Raw genomic sequence first — 18,495 nt, forward strand, 5'->3', positions numbered from 1 at the left:
GTCGGTATCCAGCGGAATCAATTCGGTCGAGATTCGAGGAGTCAGGCCGCCCAGGCCCGCCGGACGTCGTCGGCGGTCAGTCCGACCAGACCGTCGCGGATGGTGTATCCCGGCGCTGCCGGAACAGCCACCTCAGACGGGACGACCAGTACCGGGCAGCCTGCAGTATGTGCGGACAGGGAACCTGTCGGAGAATCCTCCACTGCAAGGCAGGCACCGACGTCGACGCCGAGCAGCGCGGCACCCCGCAGGTACGGCGCCGGGTGCGGTTTCCCGAACTCGACCTCGTCGCCGCTGACGGTGATGTCGAAGTAGTCGCGCCCGAGTGTCTCCAGTGCACGCTCGACGAGCCCACGTTCGGTGTTGGTGACCAATCCGGTCGCCAGGCCCATGTCGCGTACGAGTGCAAGAGCATCCTTGGCACCGGGCCGCCACGGAATACCTTCGGCGAACATGTCGCCGACGCGCGTGGTCAACCACTCGCGGCCCTCGGCCAGGTTGTCGTCGGTGACCGCAACCGATGCATTGGCCAGCACTTTGCGCAAGGCGTCTCGCATCGAATTGCCGAGGGTGCTCTCGCGTACTTCCGCGCTGAGTTCGGTTCCCAGTGTGCGGGAGTACTCACCGATGGCCACGTCCCAGATCTTCTCCGAGTCGAGCAGGGTGCCGTCCATGTCCCACAGGACACCGTGCAGGTGGGTTCTAGACATTGAAGTACTTGGCCTCCGGGTGGTGAAGTACGAACGCATCGGTCGACTGTTCGGGGTGCAGCTGCAGTTCCTCGGAGAGCTTGACGCCGATTCGCTCGGGTTCGAGGAGTGCGGCGAGCTTGATCCGGTCCTCGAGATCGGGGCATGCCCCGTAGCCGAACGAGTAACGAGCTCCGCGGTATTCGAGTTTGAAGTACCCCTCGGCCTCGGTGGGATCCTCCGCGGCGACCGATTTGCCGTCGGACAGTTTCAGTTCCTCGCGCACTCGGCGATGCCAGTATTCGGCGAGAGCCTCGGTCAGCTGAACTCCGATCCCGTGCACCTCGAGGTAGTCGCGGTACGCGTCGGCTGCGAACAATTCGTTCGCGAAGTCCGCGATGGGCTGCCCCATGGTGACCAGGTTCATCGGCAGCACGTCGACTTGCCCGGATTCCCTTGCCGCAGTGCGTGATCGGACGAAGTCCGCGATGCAGAGGAAGCGGTCGCGGTGCTGACGCGGGAACGTGAACCGAAAGCGTTCGGGCGCATCGGGTTCGGGCTCGGTGAGCACGACGACGTCGTCGCCCTCCGAAACGGCCGGGAAGTATCCGTACACCAATGCGGCGTGCGCGAGAATGCCGTCCGTACTGAGCCGATCCAGCCAATACCGAAGGCGCGGTTTGCCTTCCGACTCCACCAGATCCTCGTAGGTCGCGCCCTCGCCCTTGCGGGCTCCTCGCAGCCCCCACTGCCCCAGGAACAGGGCACGTTCGTCGAGCAGGCCCGAGTAGTCGGCGAGGGACACGCCTCGGACGATGCGGGTGCCCCAGAACGGCGGTACCGGAATGTCGATGTCCGCGGCGACGTCGGATCGCTCGGGTACCACGACCGGAGCCTCGGCGGCCTTGCGCTTCTCCGCGATGCGCTTCGACCGTTCGTGGCGATCTTTGCGTTCGGCAGCCTTGGCTTTCGCGGCGAGCGCCTCGGGGCTGTCGGGGGCCGGACCGCCGCCGCGCTTGGTGGTCATGATGGTGTCCATCAAACGCAGGCCTTCGAACGCGTCCCGCGCATAGTGCACGTCGCCTTCGTACACGTCCTGCAGATCGTTCTCGACGTACGACCGCGTCAAAGCAGCGCCGCCGAGGAGCACCGGAAATTGCTCCGCCACGCCGCGGGAGTTGAGCTCGATCAGGTTGTCCTTCATGACCACCGTCGACTTCACCAGCAACCCGGACATGCCGATCACGTCTGCGCGTTTGTCCAACGCGGCTTCGAGAATGGTCGAAATCGGCTGCTTGATACCGAGATTGACCACCTCGTAGCCGTTGTTGCTCAGGATGATGTCGACGAGGTTCTTGCCGATGTCGTGCACATCGCCCTTGACGGTACCGAGCACGATTCGACCCTTGCCGTCGTCGTCGGTGGCCTCCATGTGTGGCTCCAAGTACGCCACGGCAGCCTTCATCACCTCGGCGGACGCGAGCACGAACGGCAACTGCATCTGGCCGGAACCGAACAGCTCGCCGACGGTCTTCATGCCCGACAGCAACGTCTCGTTGATGATCTCGAGAGGCGGCTTCTCGGCCATCGCGGCGTCCAGATCTGTGTCGAGGCCGTTGCGTTCGCCGTCGACGATGCGGCGTTCGAGCCGCTCGAACAACGGCAGCCGACCCAGTTCCTCGGCGCGCGATTCCCGGGCCGATGCTGCCGAGACGCCCTCGAACAGCTGCATGAGCTTCTGCAACGGGTCGTAGCCTTCACGGCGGCGGTCGTACACCAGATCCAGAGCGGTCTCGCGTTGCTCGTCGGGAATCTTGTTCATCGGCAGGATCTTCGACGCGTGCACGATGGCGGTGTCGAGGCCGGCCTGGGTGCACTCGTGCAGAAAGACCGAGTTGAGCACCTGCCGGGCAGCAGGATTGAGGCCGAACGAGATGTTCGACAACCCGAGGGTGGTGTGCACCTTCGGATACTTCTCCTTGAGCTGCCGGATCGCCTCGATGGTCTCGATGCCGTCGCGTCGAACCTCTTCCTGGCCGGTGGAGATCGGGAAGGTGAGGGTGTCGACGATGATGTCCTCGTGGCGCAGGCCCCAGTTCTCGGTGATGTCGGTGATCAGGCGATCGGCGACACGCACCTTCCATTCGGCAGTACGCGCCTGCCCCTCCTCGTCGATGGTCAGAGCGACGACGGCGGCACCGTGTTCCTTGACCAGACGCATGATCTTCTGGAACCGCGAGTCGGGCCCGTCGCCGTCCTCGTAGTTGACCGAGTTGACGGCGCTACGTCCGCCGAGGTGCTCGAGGCCGGCCTCGAGCACGGCCGGTTCGGTGGAGTCGAGCATGATCGGCAGCGTCGACGCAGTCGCCAATCTGCTGGCGAGTGCGGCCATGTCGGCGGCACCGTCGCGGCCGACGTAGTCGACGTTGAGGTCCAACATGTGCGCGCCGTCGCGGGTCTGATCCTTGGCGATGTCGAGGCACTTCTCGTAGTCCTCGGCGAGCATCGCGTCACGAAATGCCTTGGAGCCGTTGGAGTTGGTGCGCTCACCGATCATCAGGATGCTGGCGTCCTGCTCGAACGGCACGGCGGTGTAGAGCGAGGAGACGCCTGGCTCCGGGGCCGGCTGCCGTTCCAGCTTCGTCGCCCCGTGCACCATGTCGGCAACCTGACGAATGTGCTCGGGGGTGGTGCCGCAGCATCCGCCGACGAGTGCCAGCCCGTACTCGCGGACGAAACCGCTCAGAGCGTCGGCCAATTCGGGGGCGGTCAGTGGGTATTCGGCACCCTTCGCGCCCAACGTCGGCAGTCCGGCATTGGGCATCACCGATACCGGAAGACGGGAATGCTTGGACAGGTGGCGCAGGTGTTCGCTCATCTCGGCGGGGCCGGTGGCGCAGTTCAGTCCGATCATGTCGATGCCCAGCGGTTCGAGCGCGGTGAGGGCTGCACCGATCTCGCTGCCGACCAGCATTGCGCCCGTCGTCTCGACCGTCACATGGGTGATGATCGGGATTCGGACGCCGAGCTTGTCCATGGCGTGCTGGCTACCGATGATCGCGGCCTTGACCTGCAGTAGGTCCTGGCACGTCTCGACCAGAATGGCGTCGGCACCGCCGTCGATCATTCCGAGCGCAGCCTCCGTATACGCATCGCGCAGCCGTGCGAACGGGGCGTGGCCGAGTGTGGGGAGCTTGGTTCCGGGGCCCATGGAACCCAGGACGTACCGATCCATCCCGTCGCGGCCGGGTCCCATTTCGTCCGCAGTCTCGCGGGCGAGCCGGGTGCCTTTCTCGGCCAACTCGCGGATTCGATCCTCGATGTCGTAATCGGCCAGGTTGGGCAGGTTGCATCCGAACGTGTTCGTTTCCACGGCGTCTGCGCCGGCCGCGAAGTACTCGCGATGAATCTCGCGCAGCACGTCGGGCCTGGTGTGGTTCAGAATCTCGTTGCATCCCTCGAGGCCGAGAAAGTCGTCGAGAGTGAGGTCGGCGTCCTGGAGCATCGTGCCCATTGCTCCGTCGCCGACGACAACGCGACGTGAAATCGCATCGAGCAGACCGGGCTTGTGTTGATCGGGCATCACTACAGAGTAGTGGGCACCACGGTTACCTCGAGTCGTAGGCTGTCGTGGTGAGTCCCCGAAACCTCGATGATCAGTCCCCGCCCGACGACGGTACCGACAAAATGGACAAATCAGGTGCCGACGCGGACATCCCCTTGGACGCCGCGCTGATCGAGGCCGTGCAGGATGCTGTGGCGAACGCCACAGACGCCGACGCCGACTACGACGAGGACGATCTGAACGACGACATTCCCGAGCTGCGCTCCCCCATACTGGTCGCCGCTTTTGAGGGCTGGAACGACGCAGGCGATGCGGCGAGCGGCGCGGTCGAACATCTGGAGCTGATCTGGGACGCCAGCCCACTGGCCGAGCTGGACTCCGAGGACTACTACGACTACCAGGTCAATCGGCCGACCGTTCGTCAGGTCGACGGGGTCACCCGCGAGATCGAGTGGCCGTCGACTCGATTGTCGGTGTGTTCACCGCCCGGCAGCGACCGTGACGTGGTCCTGTTGCGCGGTATCGAGCCCAACATGCGGTGGCGCAGCTTCTGCGACGACCTGCTCGAGTTCGTCGAGCAGCTGGGCGTCGAAACCGTCGTCATTCTCGGCGCGCTGCTGGCGGACACCCCGCACACCAGGCCCGTCCCGGTCACCGGCACTGCCTACAGCACCGAGTCGGCCGAACAGTTCAACCTCGAGCAGACCCGCTACGAGGGGCCCACCGGTATCACCGGCGTTCTGCAGGACGAATGTGTCAAGGCAGGTGTGCCGGCCGTGTCGTTCTGGGCTGCTGTCCCCCATTACGTGTCGCAGCCACCGAATCCGAAGGCCACCGTGGCGTTGCTGCAGCGGGTCGAAGACGTACTCGACATCGAGGTGCCGCTCGGAGAGCTGCCCACGCAGGCCGAGGAGTGGGAGGAGGCGGTCAACGAGATGACCAAAGAGGACGAGGAGATCAGCGAATACGTGCGCAGCCTCGAGGAGCGTGGTGACGCCGAGGTGGACATGTCCGATGCGATCGCCAAGATCGACGGCGACGCCATCGCCGCCGAGTTCGAGAAGTACCTCCGGCGGCGCGGCCCGGGCAACTTCGGGCTCTGACCCGAACGCACACGAGGAGCCGGGAGCCGGTGAGGTCTTTCTGATGCCGACGTAACGTCACCGCAGCGGTGGCGTCACCCCGACACCGGAGCCTCGTGGGTATGGCCAGCACACCGCGATTTCTGCAAGGCGTCTTCTCCTTCACCGGCAACGGTCTGGACAAGCCCGAGTTGATCGATCCCAGCCTGAGTTTCGTCGTCCCCGAGGGGGTGACGGCTCAGCCGCTATACTTCCGGGGCGGTAATTCGAGCGATGAACTGGTGGTCGTGACCTTGCTGCGCGACGGCAGCCCGATGCGTATGTTCCCGATGGGGGCCAAGAGCGGCGTCAACATTCCGTTGCGGGTCGTCGAGGACGTCGATCCCGATACCGTGCTCGAGCTGGTGATCGCGGCCCCCGCCGGAACCAACGGAGAGGTCGTCGTCGACTTCGGTCTGGTGCTGGTCTGATGACTGCGGGAAGACAGCGATTGCTGGTGATCGGCAACGGAATGGCCGGTGCCCGGACGGTCGAACAGATCCTCGAGCGAGACGGCAGCTCGCTGTTCGAGATCACGATGATCGGCGACGAACCGTACGGCAATTACAACCGCATCATGCTCTCCCACGTGCTGTCCGGTGAGGCCACCGTCGACGACGAGGATCTCGTTCTCAACCCCATGAGTTGGTACAGCGAGAACGGCGTGACGTTGCACGTGGGCGATCGAGCGGTGTCGCTCGACCGGTTCTCCAAAACAGTTGTCTGCGAAAGCGGTCGGTCCGTCGACTACGACGTACTGATCATTGCCACCGGTAGCAACACGTTCTTCCCGAACATGGACGGTCTGCGCGAGTCCGACGGCAGACTGGCACGTGGGGTGTTCGGATTCCGCACGATCGCCGACACCAACGGCATGTTGCAGATGGCGCAGTCGCGCGACGACGTGTCGGCGGTGGTGATCGGCGGCGGACTGCTCGGTCTCGAAGCAGCGTACGGACTGCGGACGCAGGGGCTGGACGTGAACGTGGTGCACTCCCCCGGGCACCTGATGAACCAGCAGCTCGACGAGCGCGGTGGACGGGTGTTGCGCAACAAGATCGAGTCGCTCGGCGTCGGTGTCCACACCTCGAAGAGAACCACCTCGGTGTTGCGGTCGGACGACGGTACCGTCATCGGCGTCGGTTTCAACGACGGCACCTCGCTGGACGCCGACATGGTCGTCGTGACCGCCGGAATTCGGCCCAGTGTCGATTTCGCCCGCGCCGGCGGCCTGGTCATCGAACGCGGAATCGTCGTCGACGACCAATTACGTTGCGAGGACGAGGGTTCCATCTATGCCGTCGGCGAATGCTGTCAGCACCGCGGTGAGGTGTACGGCCTCGTCGCGCCCCTCTGGGAGCAGGCCGCTGTCCTGGCCGATGTACTCACCGGTGCCGATCCCGCTGCCGCGTATCACGGTTCGCGTCTGACGACCAAGCTCAAGGTGGCCGGCGTCGACGTCGCGTCGATGGGGATCACCGCGCCCGAGCGCGACGACGACGAATTCGTTCAGTTCTACGAACCACGCAGTGGCACGTACAAATCGGTCATCGTGCGGAACAACAAGCTCGTCGGCGCCACTCTGCTGGGCGACATCTCCAAGGCCAACTTTCTCACCCAGGCGTTCGACGAGAAGGTGCCGCTGCCCGACGAGCGCATCAGCATGCTCTTCGACATGGGAACGCCCTCTGCGGCAACAGGAGCCGCGGAGCTGGCAGACGACGTTCAGGTGTGCAACTGCAACGGCGTCACCAAGGGCGCCATCGTGGCCTGCGTGCACGCCGGTGCCAAGAATCTGAGCGATGTGACCGCGAAGACCCGAGCAGGCAAGGGATGTGGGTCCTGCAAGGGGTTGGTGAAAGACATCATCGCGTGCGCATCCGGTGGCGCGGTCGAAGCGGACCCCACCGCAGACCGGTACGTGCCGTGTATCCCGATGACGAAGCCGGAACTGATCGAAGCAATCAGATCGCGGGACCTCCGGGCAGTCTCGCAGGTGTTCACGGCGCTTGCGACCGACGGCGTCGAGGACGCCGCCGCCAAGATGCCGCTGGCGTCACTGCTGCGCACCGTCTGGGGTCCGGATTGGGTGGACGAGCGCGGCGCACTGTTCATCAACGACCGGGTGCACGCCAACATTCAGCGGGACGGCACGTTCTCGGTGGTACCGCAGATGAAGGGTGGCGTCACTACCCCGGATCAACTGCGCAAGATCGCCGACGTCGCCGACGAGTACAACGTGCCGCTGGTCAAGGTCACCGGCGGACAGCGCATCGACCTCCTCGGGATCAAGAAGGAAGACCTACCCAAGGTGTGGGGCGATCTGGACATGCCCTCCGGCTTCGCCTACGGCAAGAGCATGCGCACGGTGAAAACCTGTGTGGGCAGCGACTTCTGCCGCTTCGGTCTCGGCGACTCGACGGCTCTCGGCATCGCGCTCGAAGAGCGGTTCCAAGGCTTGGAGACTCCCGCGAAACTCAAACTCGCGGTCGCCGGCTGCCCGCGCAACTGCTCGGAGGCGCTGTGCAAGGACTTCGGCGTGGTCTCGGTCGGCGAGGACAGGTGGGAGATCTACGTCGGCGGCGCGGCCGGGGCTCACATCCGCAAGGGAGATCTGTTGGCCACCGTGACGGGAGCCGAGGAGGTGATGACAGTGGCAGGCAGATTCATCCAGCACTATCGGGAGAACGCGCAGTGGCTCGAACGGACGTACGCCTGGGTTCCGCGCGTCGGCTTGGAGGAACTGCAGAGCGTTCTGATCGACGACCGTGACGGCATCGTCGCCGGACTCGACGAGCGACTGCAAACATCGGTCGACGGCTACGTGGACCCATGGCAGGACCGCACGGCACCCAAATCGCCTGCGCAGTTCGCACCCTCGCTGCCACTGCTCCCGCTGCCACAGGTGCCGGTCCGATGAGCGTCCCGGTGGGAGCGTTGGAAGACCTGACTCCCGGCGAGGGACGGGCCTACGTCGTGGATGGCAAACAGGTCGCGGTGTTCCTGCTAAGTGACGGCTCGGTGCGGGCGATGGACGCCGTCTGTCCGCACCGGGGCGGACCACTGGCCGACGGCCAGATCGACGGGTCCGTAGTCGTCTGCCCACTTCATCAATACGCCTTCTCTCTCGACGACGGCACCTGCCCGAGCGGCATCGACCCGGTGCGCACCTACCCCGCGGCCGTGGTGGACGGAAAAGTGATCGTGGAGCTGTAACCGGCACGGTCGAACAATTGGCACTCCTACCCCCCGGGTCATTCCGCAGGCTCCCCTCCTCCCACCAGGGTCATTCCGCAGGCTCCACTCCTCCCACCAGGGTCATTCCGCAGGCTCCACTCCTCCCACCAGGGTCATTCCGCAGGCTCCACTCCTCCCACCAGGGTCATTCCGCAGGCTCCACTCCTCCCACCAGGGTCATTCCGCAGGCTCCACTCCTCCCACCAGGGTCATTCCGCAGGCTCCACTCCTCCCACCAGGGTCATTCCGCAGGCTCCACTCCTACCCCCTACCCTGTTCCAGTGACCGAATCAGGCGAGGACGCACGGCTGGGTGCCGCGAATGCGTTCGTGGAGGAAGACCGTCTCGGTCTCTTCTCGTTCGCCGTCGCCGAGAAAAGATCCGAATACCTGGCAGTACTGCGGGCGTTCGACACCGCTCGCGCGAACTACGTGGTGTTGCTGCACTCGGGCGAGGTCGCCGATCTCATCGCTCGTAGCCCCGGGCGTCACGACGCGCTGACCACACTGGACATCGCACCCCTGCTCGATCAACTCCACACCTGGGGTCTGCTCGAACGCAGCTACGACGGCACCCGCGCCGCGACCCTCGCCGAATACCGCAACCGGCACTTCGTCTACCAGTTCGGTCAGGCCGGCTACAAGGCCTACCGCGCGGTCGAGGACGTGCTCGGTGCGCGCCTGGACGACGCCTCGCTGTCCCGGCTGGTGCTGCCCGAGCTGCTGGCCGACATGCACGAGCTGGCCGAGGCGAACCGTCAGGCCGACGGCGACCGCATCTACCGCAAGCTCAGCAGACTCGATTCGACGTTGTCGGAGATGGCGACCCGCGCCGCCCACTTCTATCTGGTGCTGGGCGACCTGGTGCGCACCACCGAGATCACGCCCGAATCGTTCTTGGCGCACAAGGATGCACTGCTCACGCACATGCGTGAGTTCAGCTCCGATCTCACCCGCTATGCCCCCAAGTTGGCGGAAGCGATCGCACTCGTCGAGAGCACCGGCATCGAGGAACTCGTCGACCGTGCCGCGATCAGCGACGAACGAGTCTTTCTCTCCGTCGACGAACGGCGAGCGGACTGGACCGACCGATGGGCCGGGTTGTCGCACTGGTTCGTCGCGGCCGAATCCGAGCTCAGCGAATCCGAGCGCCTCCGCGAGGGCACGATGAGCGCGATCGCTGCTGTGCTGTCACTGCTGCGGCGCGTCACCGAAACTCGGAAGGGCGGTGTGAGTCGCGAGAGCCAACTGCGTCACCTCGCCGGCTGGTTCGCTGCTGCTCCCACCGAGGACAGCGCACATGCTCTGTTTCACGCCGTGTTCGGCCTCGGCCGACCCCGGCACCTGTCGATGGTCCATCCCGACGCCGACATCATCCCCATGTCCCGATCATGGTGGGAGGCACCGCCGGTCGAGATCTCGCGCACGCTGGCCGAGACCGGACGCACTCCGACTCCCGGCGTTCCAGGGCGGGTACAGCGCAACGACGGCGGCATCAGACGACTGCGCGAGCAGCAACTCGAGTCGCAGCGATCACGCAGTGCCGCGGCGCAGTCGCTCGCCTCGGCCGGAATCCACGACCGCATTCTGAACGAGCAGGAAACCGAAGTGTTGCTGAGCCTGCTCAACGCCGCGTTGACTGCCCGGGTACGCGTGAGCGGACGCACCTCGGACTCGTCCGGATCGGACAGTGGCGTGCGCCTGACGCTGAGCGACAGCGACCGTTCGACGATCGTGCGCACCAGCCGTGGCCGATTGCATCTGGACCGCCTCGCCCTCGACGTCAGTGAGGTGGCCCGCCGGTGAGAGCACGTGAAATCTCCTCGCTCGCTCTGGATTCCTACCAGCGGGCTGCCCGAGTCGCGTTGTCCAACCACCTGGTCACCGCGACGTACCCCGATCGAATCGCGTTACCGCTGCTGCGCAGGTGGGCAACCGAACTGCGTGAGGATCTCCTGGAGCTGTTCGGCTACCGCTTCGAGGTCACCGAGACGACCGCGCGTCTGTTCCCCGTGATCGATCGTCTCGACGACAGTCAACCCGCGCGAACGCCGTCCGAGCGGGTGTTCGACCGCCGCAGGTACGCGTATCTGGCGCTGGCGCTTGCCGCGCTCGGTCGGGCCGGAAACCAGATCACTCTGTCCGAACTCGCCGATCACGTGGCGACGGAGTCGAGTCAGGTGGACGGCGTCGAACTCACGACCGACCGCGCGAGCGACCGAGACGCATTCGTCGACGCGATCGGATGGCTGGCCACGCGTGGTGCGATCTCGCTGGCCGACGGCGACGCCACGGGCTGGGCGAACAATCCGACGGCCGGTGAGGCCCTGTACGACATCGACCGATCGGTGGTCGTCGCGATGTTTCGGCCGCCGCGTGCCGTGCAGCACCTGCGTTCGATTCGTGGCCTGCTGGCCGGCTCGGATGCCCCGATCGATCCCGAGGATTCCGATCTCGGACACATCGAGTCCGGGCGTGAGGCAGACCCGAAGGAAACGCTGCGTGCGGTACGCCGAGCGTTGGTCGAACACCCCGTCGTCTATCTCGACGATCTCGACGGAGACGCACGCACCGCCCTGACCGCCTCGCGCACCGTCGCCGACGTCGAGTTGCTCACCGGTCTCGTTGCCGAGCGTCGCGCCGAGGGCGTGGCCCTCATCGACACCTCGGGACGGTTGTCCGACCACCGCTTTCCCAGCACCGGAACGATCGCTCAGGTGGCGTTGCTCATCGCGGGAGAAATCTCCGATCGGGTCGTGGATCCCGACGCTCCGGCGCTCACAACGCATCCGCTACCTGCGAGCGACCTACTCGTCGAACAGCTGGACGACGCGATCCCCGGCGGCGGAATCTTCGGCGACCTGGCCGATTTCGGATTTCCCGCCGATCCGACGACGGTCGAGAACTCGGCTGAGCGCACACAGTACCCGCTGATCGAGGACAGTTGGCTGGTCTCGGTCGTCGACGATCTCGTGGACCGATTCGGTCGCACGTTCGCGGCGCAGTGGCAGACCGACCGGGATGGTCTGCGCATACGAGCGATCGCGCTGTTGCATCGACTTCGGTTGATACACAGCGTGTCCGGCGGCGTGCTGGTACTGCCGGTGATCGCTCGGTACCGAGACGTGATGGTCAGCGTGCGTGACCGAGCCCCGCAGGACTCGCTGTTCGGCACCGAACAAGCCCCCAGTACCGATCCATCCGAAGTAGAGGCTTGAGCAGATGACCGCACACTCGAATCGCTTTCGGCCCACGCGCGCCGGAATCGTCAACCTGTGGGACTACCGGGATCAGGAGTTCTCCTTCGCCGACGGTCGATTGGTACTGCGCGGACCCAACGGATCCGGCAAGACCAAAGCGCTCGAAGTGCTGTTTCCCTTCGTCCTCGACGGCCGGATCGAACCGCGCCGGCTCAATCCGTTCGCCGGTGAAGAACGAACGATGAAGTCCAACCTGCTCTACCGAGGGCAGGAAAGCGCGCACTCGTACGTGTGGATGGAGTTCGGCCGCGGCTCGCGCGAGGACCCCGAATCGGTGACGGTCGGAATCGGTATGCGGGCGAGCCGTCACAACGACAAGGTGACCCGCTGGTACTTCGTGGCCGACGGCCGAGTGGGCGTCGACTTCTCGTTGTTGGGCTCCGACGACCGGCCGCTCACGAAGAAGCAGTTGGCCGAACAACTCGGCAGCGATGCACTGACCGATCGTCCGGTCGACTACCGCGCCGCGATCGATGCCCGGATGTTCGGGCTCGGCGCGCAACGGTACGACCAGTTGATCAATTTGATTCTGACACTTCGCCGTCCGCAGTTGGCCAAGAATCTCGATCCGAAAGGGTTGTCCCAGGCGCTGACCGACGGTCTGCGTCCCCTCGACGAGCAACTGGTGCTCGAGGCAGCACGTTCCTTCAGCGACATGGAGGAAGTCGGACGCGCGCTGGAGGGACTGGCCCAAGCCGATCAGGCGGCCAGGAACTTCGTGTCGGTCTACTCCAAATACCTTTGCGTACAAACCCGTTCGGACGTCGAACAAGTCTCGCGTCGGCTCGAAGCCGTGACGCACGCGACCACCGCACACTTCGCCGCCGCCGCCCTGAAGGACCGGCGTCTGCTGGAACGGGCGGCCGCAGAGACTCGATTCGACGAGGCCGAGCGTGCGCTCGATCAGGCCGTCGCGGACCGGGAGACCCTGCAGCGCTCGAGCGCGTACGAGGGCAAGCAGCAACTGGACGATCTCGCCGAATCCGCTGCGAAGCTGGAGGTCTCGACGGCGCAGCAGGCCGATCGCGCACGCAAAGCGCAAGCAGAACTGGAGCAGCGCACGGCCGAGGCGGCCCGGGCGGATTCGGCACTCCGGGACTCCGTTGCCGGAGTGACTCGCGCAGAGGACGAGCTGCAGACTGCGGCCGAGGACGCGGGCATCGTGTGGACACCGCTGCCCGGCACGGCGCGCAGTGATCAGATCAGTACCGCGCTTCGTGGGCACGCCGAGGAACGGGACGGCGACGTACGTGCAGTGCGTGAGGCGCTGGCCACCGTCGAGAAGGCGTCGACGGAACGCGCTCGCGCGGAGAAGGCCGCAACGAAGGCGCGCGAGTTGCTCGAAGCAGCCGCGGCTGCCGTCACCGAGGCCGAGGCGACGGTGGACCTGGAGAAGGCGCAGTTCGCTTCGGGCCTGCGGGCCTGGTGGTCGAGCAACTCGTCGCTCTACTCCTCCGCGGGCATCACCTCCGCTGTGTTCGAGGCCCTCGACGCAGCCCTGGCAGGCATCGGCGACGACGACGCCCCGAGCCTGGAATCCGTGCTCGCCGAGCAGACCTCGGACGGTATCGACGCGATTCGCGCCCGGCAGGCACAGGCACGCGTCGACGTGGCCGCGCGCGAGGCCGAGGTGAAGGCGCTGCGGGGCGAACTGTCCCTGGTAAGAGCCGAACACGACGATGCCCCACCACCGTTCGCAGCGCGCACCGACAGCCGAGCAGATCTCCCGGGCGCACCGCTGTGGCAACTGGTTCGGTTTGCCGATGCGGTCTCCTCTGCCGACGCGGCGGGGATCGAATCCGCACTGCAGGCCGCGAACCTGCTCGACGGGTGGATCCACCCGACCGCAGACTCCCCCGTCGACGCGACGTCGGAGCAATATCTGTCGCCGCTACCGGTGGCCGCGAGGCCGACCGGGTCGACGCTCGCGTCCGTGCTGGAACCCGAGCCCGGTACTGCCGTCCAGGAATCGCGAATTCTCGATGTACTGAATTCGATTGCATTGCAGCAGGATCGAAACGACCCCTCGGACAGTTCTGTCTCGATAGGCGTCGACGGTCGGTACTGGCAGGGAGTGCAGCAGGGTCGCCACGCAAAACCGGATGCCGAGTACATCGGTGCCACGGCGCGGGCGCGTCGGCGAGAGCAGCGCATCGCCGAGCTCGGTGCTGCGATCGATTCCGCGACAGCCGAACTCGCGACCGCGACCGCCGCCGAGCTGGCGGCACGCGAGCTGGTGCAGGCGTTGAACGCGGCCGCCAAGCAGCTCCCCCGAGTCTCGGCCATCGTGAAGGCGCAACGTGCCGTCACGGCAGCCGCAGGCGCGCTGCGCACCTCGAAAGATGCGTCTGCAGCGGCAGACAGAGAATTCGACCAGGCGATCGCCGACCTGTCCGCGAAAGAGAAACAACTGCGCTCCGTCGCCGTGGCCCATCGCACCCCATACCTGGGCCGCGATGTCGATGCCCTCGCCGCAGCGATTCGCCATTTCGAGCATCAGGGCGCAGCGGTCATCCGTAAACGCAGCGACCACGCACGCGAGACCGAGCGGGCGCGCGAGGCCACCAACCGCCTCGAGGAGGCCACCGGACTGGCCGAGGAACTCGCCGAGGAAGCCGCGATAGCCGACGAGAGCTATCGGCAACAGCTGCAGCGTCTGGAATTGCTGAGCGAGAAACTCGGTGCCACGGCCGAACAGATCAACACCGATCTCGACAACGCGCGCGATCGCATCGAGAAGTGCCGAGCCGAGCAGCGAGCAGCCCGAAAGGCGGACAAGGAAGCCGGCGAGGCGATCGGCAAGGCCGAGGGTGCATGCAACACGGCGCTCGAGAGCCTGCGCGCCGCCGTGACCGAGACCCTGGGTGATGCCGTCCGACTGGCACCGTACGCCCGCAAGGATCTGCTGCACATCCTCGGCGTGCACGAGACGTACACGTGGCCGGCCAGCGACTCGGCGTGGCTGACGGTCGAACAGATCCTGTATCGGGTTCAGCAGGCCGCCGGCCCCGACGACGACGTCCCGGTACTTCCACCGGTGGTGCTCGCGCTGCATTCGGCTCTCGACACGGCGACGGCGTCGGTGAAAGTGAGCGACTCGAGCCGGAAGTCGACACGAACGGCGCTGACGAGCGCACTGCAGGAGTTCGACTCGCAACTGGCCGCTTCCGGTCAGGACTACCGCCTGCAGTGGGACGCACCGGACGGGTTGACGGTGGTACGCGTGCAGGACGAGCAGGGCTATTCCTCGGTCGGAGACTTCGCCGACCGCATCGGTGCCGCCAGGGCCGACCAGGAACTGCTCTTGACCGAGCAGGAACGCCGAATTCTCGAAGACGCGCTGCTGACCGGGTTGGCACAGCAGATTCACGAGCGCACCGTCGACGCACGCGAGCTGATCGCCCAGATGTCCGCCGAGATGAAGCAACGCCGTATGTCCTCGGGCAACACGATCGGCGTGCACTGGGTGCTCGCGGACAACCTCGACGACGGGGCGCGGGCAGTGTCCAAGCTGCTCGACCGCGATGCCTCGGCGCTGAGCCAGGACGATCTGGCCGCGATGCGCGCACACTTCGCATCGGAGATCAGGATCGCTCGTGCGGCACATCCGGAACGGTCGTATCCCGAGATCCTGTCCGCGACACTGGACTATCGCCGCTGGCGGGTGTTCGCGTTCACGCTCATCAGCGGCGACGGCAACGAGGATCGTCTGACCGTCGCTCGTCACAGTGCACTCTCGGGCGGTGAGCAATCGGTGTCGCTGCATTTGCCGCTGTTCGCCGCGGCGCACGTGATGCTCTCGTCCGCCGATCCGCATTCACCGCGGCTGCTGGCGCTGGACGAGGCGTTCGCCGGTGTCGACGACAACGGTCGTAGCGAATTGCTCGGACTGAGTGTGCAATTCGACCTGGATCTGTTCATGACCGGTTACGACCTGTGGATCACCTACGCGGACGTCCCCGGTTGCGCACACTACGATTTGGCGCACTCGACCGCCGAGAACACCGTCAGCGCAGCACTTCTGGTGTGGGAGAACGGTGAATTGTTCGCCGAACACGACGGCACCGACCTCGCAGCCGCCCTCGGATCACCGTTGACCCGCCGGGTGCCGACCCGAACCGAAGGTGGGCTGGAGTTTGGCCGGTAACAGTGAGTGGCGAGGCAGCGTCGAATTGGCGGCGCTGTTGGACGCTGCGCGAAAGAAGTTGGAGTCCAACTGGCTTCGTGTCGGCGGCAACATCACCGTCGACCTGAGTGATGCGCCGGAACTGTGGCGTCTGTGCAGTGCCATCTCGAAGTCCAACTCCAGCCTGCACTCTCGGGCACGGAGCACCCGGCTCGATCTCGAGCGGTTCGACGCGTGGTTGAGCCATCCGCTCAACGGCGGTATCGGTCTGATCGACACCCTTGCCGGTCAGGCACCACTGCAGGACAAGAAGCGCATTGCGGCCGACAAGGCTCAGGTGCGCGCCGATGCGCTCGATCGGGCGCGTGAGGCGCTCGGCGGTGGTACCGATCGCGAGTGGATCGAGCACTGGATCGCGTCGTTGCTCAATCAGGACGGCACCCTCGGTGGCCGCGTCGCCGTCGACGCGCTCGGGGTCGCAACGCAAGTCCTGGCGCTGCTCCCGGTGGACGGGATGTCGCTCACCGAGCTGGCGGAACTGGCCACCGGTGATACCAAGGCCCTCACGGGCGGCGGTGCCGCGAAACTCGTCCTCGATGCATTGTCGTTGCGCGAGAACGTGCCTCGACCCGTCGATCCAGTGGGGATCAGAGCGCTGTGGGAAACGGCCGGGGTGTCGGTCGACGCCGTGTCGAGCCGGGTACTGGTTCTCGGCTACCGCGTCGTAGAGACCCACACGGTGGCTCGCTGGCTCAACGAAGCAGCCGACGAGGGCGTGCCCTTTCCCGTCACCGTGGACATGCTCGCGCGCGGCCCTCTCACCAACAGCTCGTCGACCGTGTTCGTGTGCGAGAACGTCGCTGTGCTCGCGGCCGCAGCCCGCTCTCTCGGCTCGAACTGTGCCAGCTTGATCTGCACCGACGGTCAGCCCTCGGCCGCAGTGCATCGGCTGCTGGCTGCGCGCGCCCCCGGCACCACGATCGAATGGCGTGCCGACTTCGACTGGGCCGGAATGCACATGGTGACCCGCGCACTCACCCGGTACGACGCGGTGCCGTGGCGAATGGACGTCGACTCGTACCGCCGCGCACTGGACGCGCGCAACTCGGAACCACTGAAGGGGCATCCCACGGACACTCCGTGGGACCCGGAACTGGCTGCTGCACTGCGGGATTCGGGACGAGCGGTCATGGAAGAACGCCTGATCCCGGATCTGCTGGCGGATCTACGCCTGGGGCCCGCGGACTAACGCAGCGGAACTCCGAGCAGCGCATCGACCGCATCGGCGAAAGTGCCGGGTGCGGTCGCATCCGATCCACCGCGCTCGACTGCGAAACTCGCCCACGCGTCGAGGGCGTCGAGAGCCTTGGGCGTGTCGAGGTCATCGGCCAGATGCTGACGCAGGCGGTTGACGACGTCGTCGGCCGACGCTGCGGACTCGAGCGCCGCTGCTCGACGCCACAGCGCGAGGCGGGTGTGGGCTCGCTCGAGGACCTCGTCGGACCACGGCCGATCCTGCCGGTAGTGGCCCGCGAGCAGGCCCAGCCGCACCGCGGCCGGATCGACGTTCTCTGCGCGGAGCTTCGAGACGAACACCAGGTTGCCGCGGCTCTTCGACATCTTCTCGCCGTCGAGACCGATCATTCCCGTGTGCACGTAGTGCCGGGCGAACCGAGGGTCACCGGTTGCCGCCTCGGCGTGTGCCGCCGAGAACTCGTGGTGCGGGAAGATGAGATCGCTTCCGCCGCCCTGGATGTCGAAACCGGTTCCGATGCGGTTCAATGCAATGGCAGCGCATTCGATGTGCCAGCCCGGTCGGCCGGGGCCCCACGGCGACGGCCACGACGGTTCGCCCGGACGTACCGAGCGCCACAGCAGCGCATCGAGTGAATCGCGCTTGCCCGCACGATCGGGATCTCCGCCGCGTTCGGCGAAGAACGTGTCCATGGTGGGACGGTCGTAGCCGGATTCGTAGCCGAACTGCTCGGTGGCGTCGGCACGGAAGTACACGTCGGGGTACTCGGCGTCGTCGACGACGTAGGCAGCGCCGGACGCCACCAGCTTCTCCACCAGTTCGACAACTTCCTCCACCGACTCGACGGCACCGATGTAGTCGTGCGGAGGCACGACCCGCAGAGCCTCCATGTCGGCGCGGAACAGCTCGATCTCGCGCGCACCGAGATCGCGCCAATCCTCACCGTCACGATTCGCGCGCTCGAACAGCGGATCGTCGACATCGGTGACGTTCTGCACGTAGTGCACGTCGATACCCGCATCACGCCACAAGCGGTTGATCAGATCGAACGTCAGATACGTTGCCGCATGTCCCAGGTGGGTGGCGTCGTACGGGGTGATTCCGCAGACGTACATGCGAGCGGTCGAACCGGGGGTGACCGGACGGACCTGGCGATCTGCGGTATCGAACAACCGAAGCGCTGGACCCTGTCCTGGGATTGTCGGGATCTCCGGGCTGGACCAAGAATGCATGCAGCCGAGCC

The 18,495-nt window shown here is 65.7% G+C and carries 11 protein-coding genes; 8 read left to right on the forward strand and 3 right to left on the reverse strand.

From position 1 onward, the window contains the following. Positions 1 to 41: 41 nt before the first annotated feature. Together VF34_RS16425 and metH are read right to left on the reverse strand one after the other, a co-directional pair. On the reverse strand, positions 42 to 710 hold the full coding sequence (locus tag VF34_RS16425) for an HAD family hydrolase (protein ID WP_032365803.1): 669 nt from the start codon (positions 708 to 710) through the stop codon (positions 42 to 44). After that, complete coding sequence (gene metH / locus VF34_RS16430) at positions 703 to 4,272, reverse strand: methionine synthase (RefSeq protein WP_045841757.1); 3,570 nt, start codon at positions 4,270 to 4,272, stop codon at positions 703 to 705. Before metH ends, VF34_RS16425 begins: the two co-directional genes overlap by 8 nt. A 104-nt stretch (positions 4,273 to 4,376) precedes the next feature. On the opposite strand from metH, the gene VF34_RS16435 reads away from it, so the two are divergent. The 8 genes from VF34_RS16435 (at position 4,377) to VF34_RS16470 (ending at position 17,246) form a co-directional block, all read left to right on the forward strand. Beyond that, on the forward strand, positions 4,377 to 5,357 hold the full coding sequence (locus VF34_RS16435) for a PAC2 family protein (RefSeq protein ID WP_230073645.1): 981 nt from the start codon (positions 4,377 to 4,379) through the stop codon (positions 5,355 to 5,357). Positions 5,358 to 5,458: 101 nt separating this feature from the next. Next, positions 5,459 to 5,806, forward strand: a complete 348-nt coding sequence (locus tag VF34_RS16440; protein WP_032365800.1) for a hypothetical protein — start codon at positions 5,459 to 5,461, stop codon at positions 5,804 to 5,806. Continuing rightward, positions 5,806 to 8,295, forward strand: coding sequence for a nitrite reductase large subunit NirB (nirB, locus tag VF34_RS16445; protein ID WP_045841758.1), 2,490 nt, complete (start codon positions 5,806 to 5,808; stop codon positions 8,293 to 8,295). Before VF34_RS16440 ends, nirB begins: the two co-directional genes overlap by 1 nt. After that, the gene (locus tag VF34_RS16450) at positions 8,292 to 8,591 is read left to right on the forward strand and encodes a Rieske (2Fe-2S) protein (protein WP_032400754.1); all 300 of its coding nucleotides are present in this window, start codon (positions 8,292 to 8,294) and stop codon (positions 8,589 to 8,591) included. Before nirB ends, VF34_RS16450 begins: the two co-directional genes overlap by 4 nt. 350 nt (positions 8,592 to 8,941) lie before the next feature. Beyond that, positions 8,942 to 10,417 carry a TIGR02677 family protein gene (locus VF34_RS16455; protein ID WP_308051208.1) on the forward strand — a complete coding sequence of 492 codons (1,476 nt, stop codon included), beginning with the start codon at positions 8,942 to 8,944 and terminating at the stop codon, positions 10,415 to 10,417. Beyond that, positions 10,414 to 11,829: a DUF2398 family protein gene (locus tag VF34_RS16460; protein ID WP_032370531.1), complete on the forward strand. Its 1,416-nt coding sequence runs from the start codon at positions 10,414 to 10,416 to the stop codon at positions 11,827 to 11,829. Before VF34_RS16455 ends, VF34_RS16460 begins: the two co-directional genes overlap by 4 nt. A 4-nt stretch (positions 11,830 to 11,833) precedes the next feature. Continuing rightward, positions 11,834 to 16,018: a TIGR02680 family protein gene (locus VF34_RS16465; RefSeq protein WP_032400756.1), complete on the forward strand. Its 4,185-nt coding sequence runs from the start codon at positions 11,834 to 11,836 to the stop codon at positions 16,016 to 16,018. Further along, positions 16,008 to 17,246, forward strand: a complete 1,239-nt coding sequence (locus VF34_RS16470) for a DUF2399 domain-containing protein (protein WP_230593496.1) — start codon at positions 16,008 to 16,010, stop codon at positions 17,244 to 17,246. The genes VF34_RS16465 and VF34_RS16470 overlap by 11 nt, the downstream gene beginning before the upstream one ends. On the opposite strand, the gene mshC is transcribed toward VF34_RS16470, so the two are convergent. Beyond that, a complete protein-coding gene (gene mshC, locus VF34_RS16475) occupies positions 17,243 to 18,484 on the reverse strand; it encodes a cysteine--1-D-myo-inosityl 2-amino-2-deoxy-alpha-D-glucopyranoside ligase (protein ID WP_032365793.1) in 1,242 nt (413 codons plus the stop codon). The two genes, VF34_RS16470 and mshC, sit on opposite strands and share 4 nt — an antisense overlap. Positions 18,485 to 18,495 lie beyond the last annotated feature (11 nt).

Source organism: Rhodococcus sp. PML026 (assembly GCF_000963615.1).
GTDB lineage: Bacteria > Actinomycetota > Actinomycetes > Mycobacteriales > Mycobacteriaceae > Rhodococcoides > Rhodococcoides fascians.

What these genes read in the sequence shown, in the direction of transcription:
- VF34_RS16465 (WP_032400756.1), top strand. Translation starts at nt 11,834, where the DNA reads ATGACCGCACACTCGAATCGCTTTCGGCCCACGCGCGCCGGAATCGTC.
- VF34_RS16450 (WP_032400754.1), top strand. Translation starts at nt 8,292, where the DNA reads ATGAGCGTCCCGGTGGGAGCGTTGGAAGACCTGACTCCCGGCGAGGGA.
- nirB (WP_045841758.1), top strand. Translation starts at nt 5,806, where the DNA reads ATGACTGCGGGAAGACAGCGATTGCTGGTGATCGGCAACGGAATGGCC.
- mshC (WP_032365793.1), bottom strand. Translation starts at nt 18,484, where the DNA reads ATGCATTCTTGGTCCAGCCCGGAGATCCCGACAATCCCAGGACAGGGT.
- VF34_RS16435 (WP_230073645.1), top strand. Translation starts at nt 4,377, where the DNA reads ATGGACAAATCAGGTGCCGACGCGGACATCCCCTTGGACGCCGCGCTG.
- VF34_RS16440 (WP_032365800.1), top strand. Translation starts at nt 5,459, where the DNA reads ATGGCCAGCACACCGCGATTTCTGCAAGGCGTCTTCTCCTTCACCGGC.
- metH (WP_045841757.1), bottom strand. Translation starts at nt 4,272, where the DNA reads ATGCCCGATCAACACAAGCCCGGTCTGCTCGATGCGATTTCACGTCGC.
- VF34_RS16425 (WP_032365803.1), bottom strand. Translation starts at nt 710, where the DNA reads ATGTCTAGAACCCACCTGCACGGTGTCCTGTGGGACATGGACGGCACC.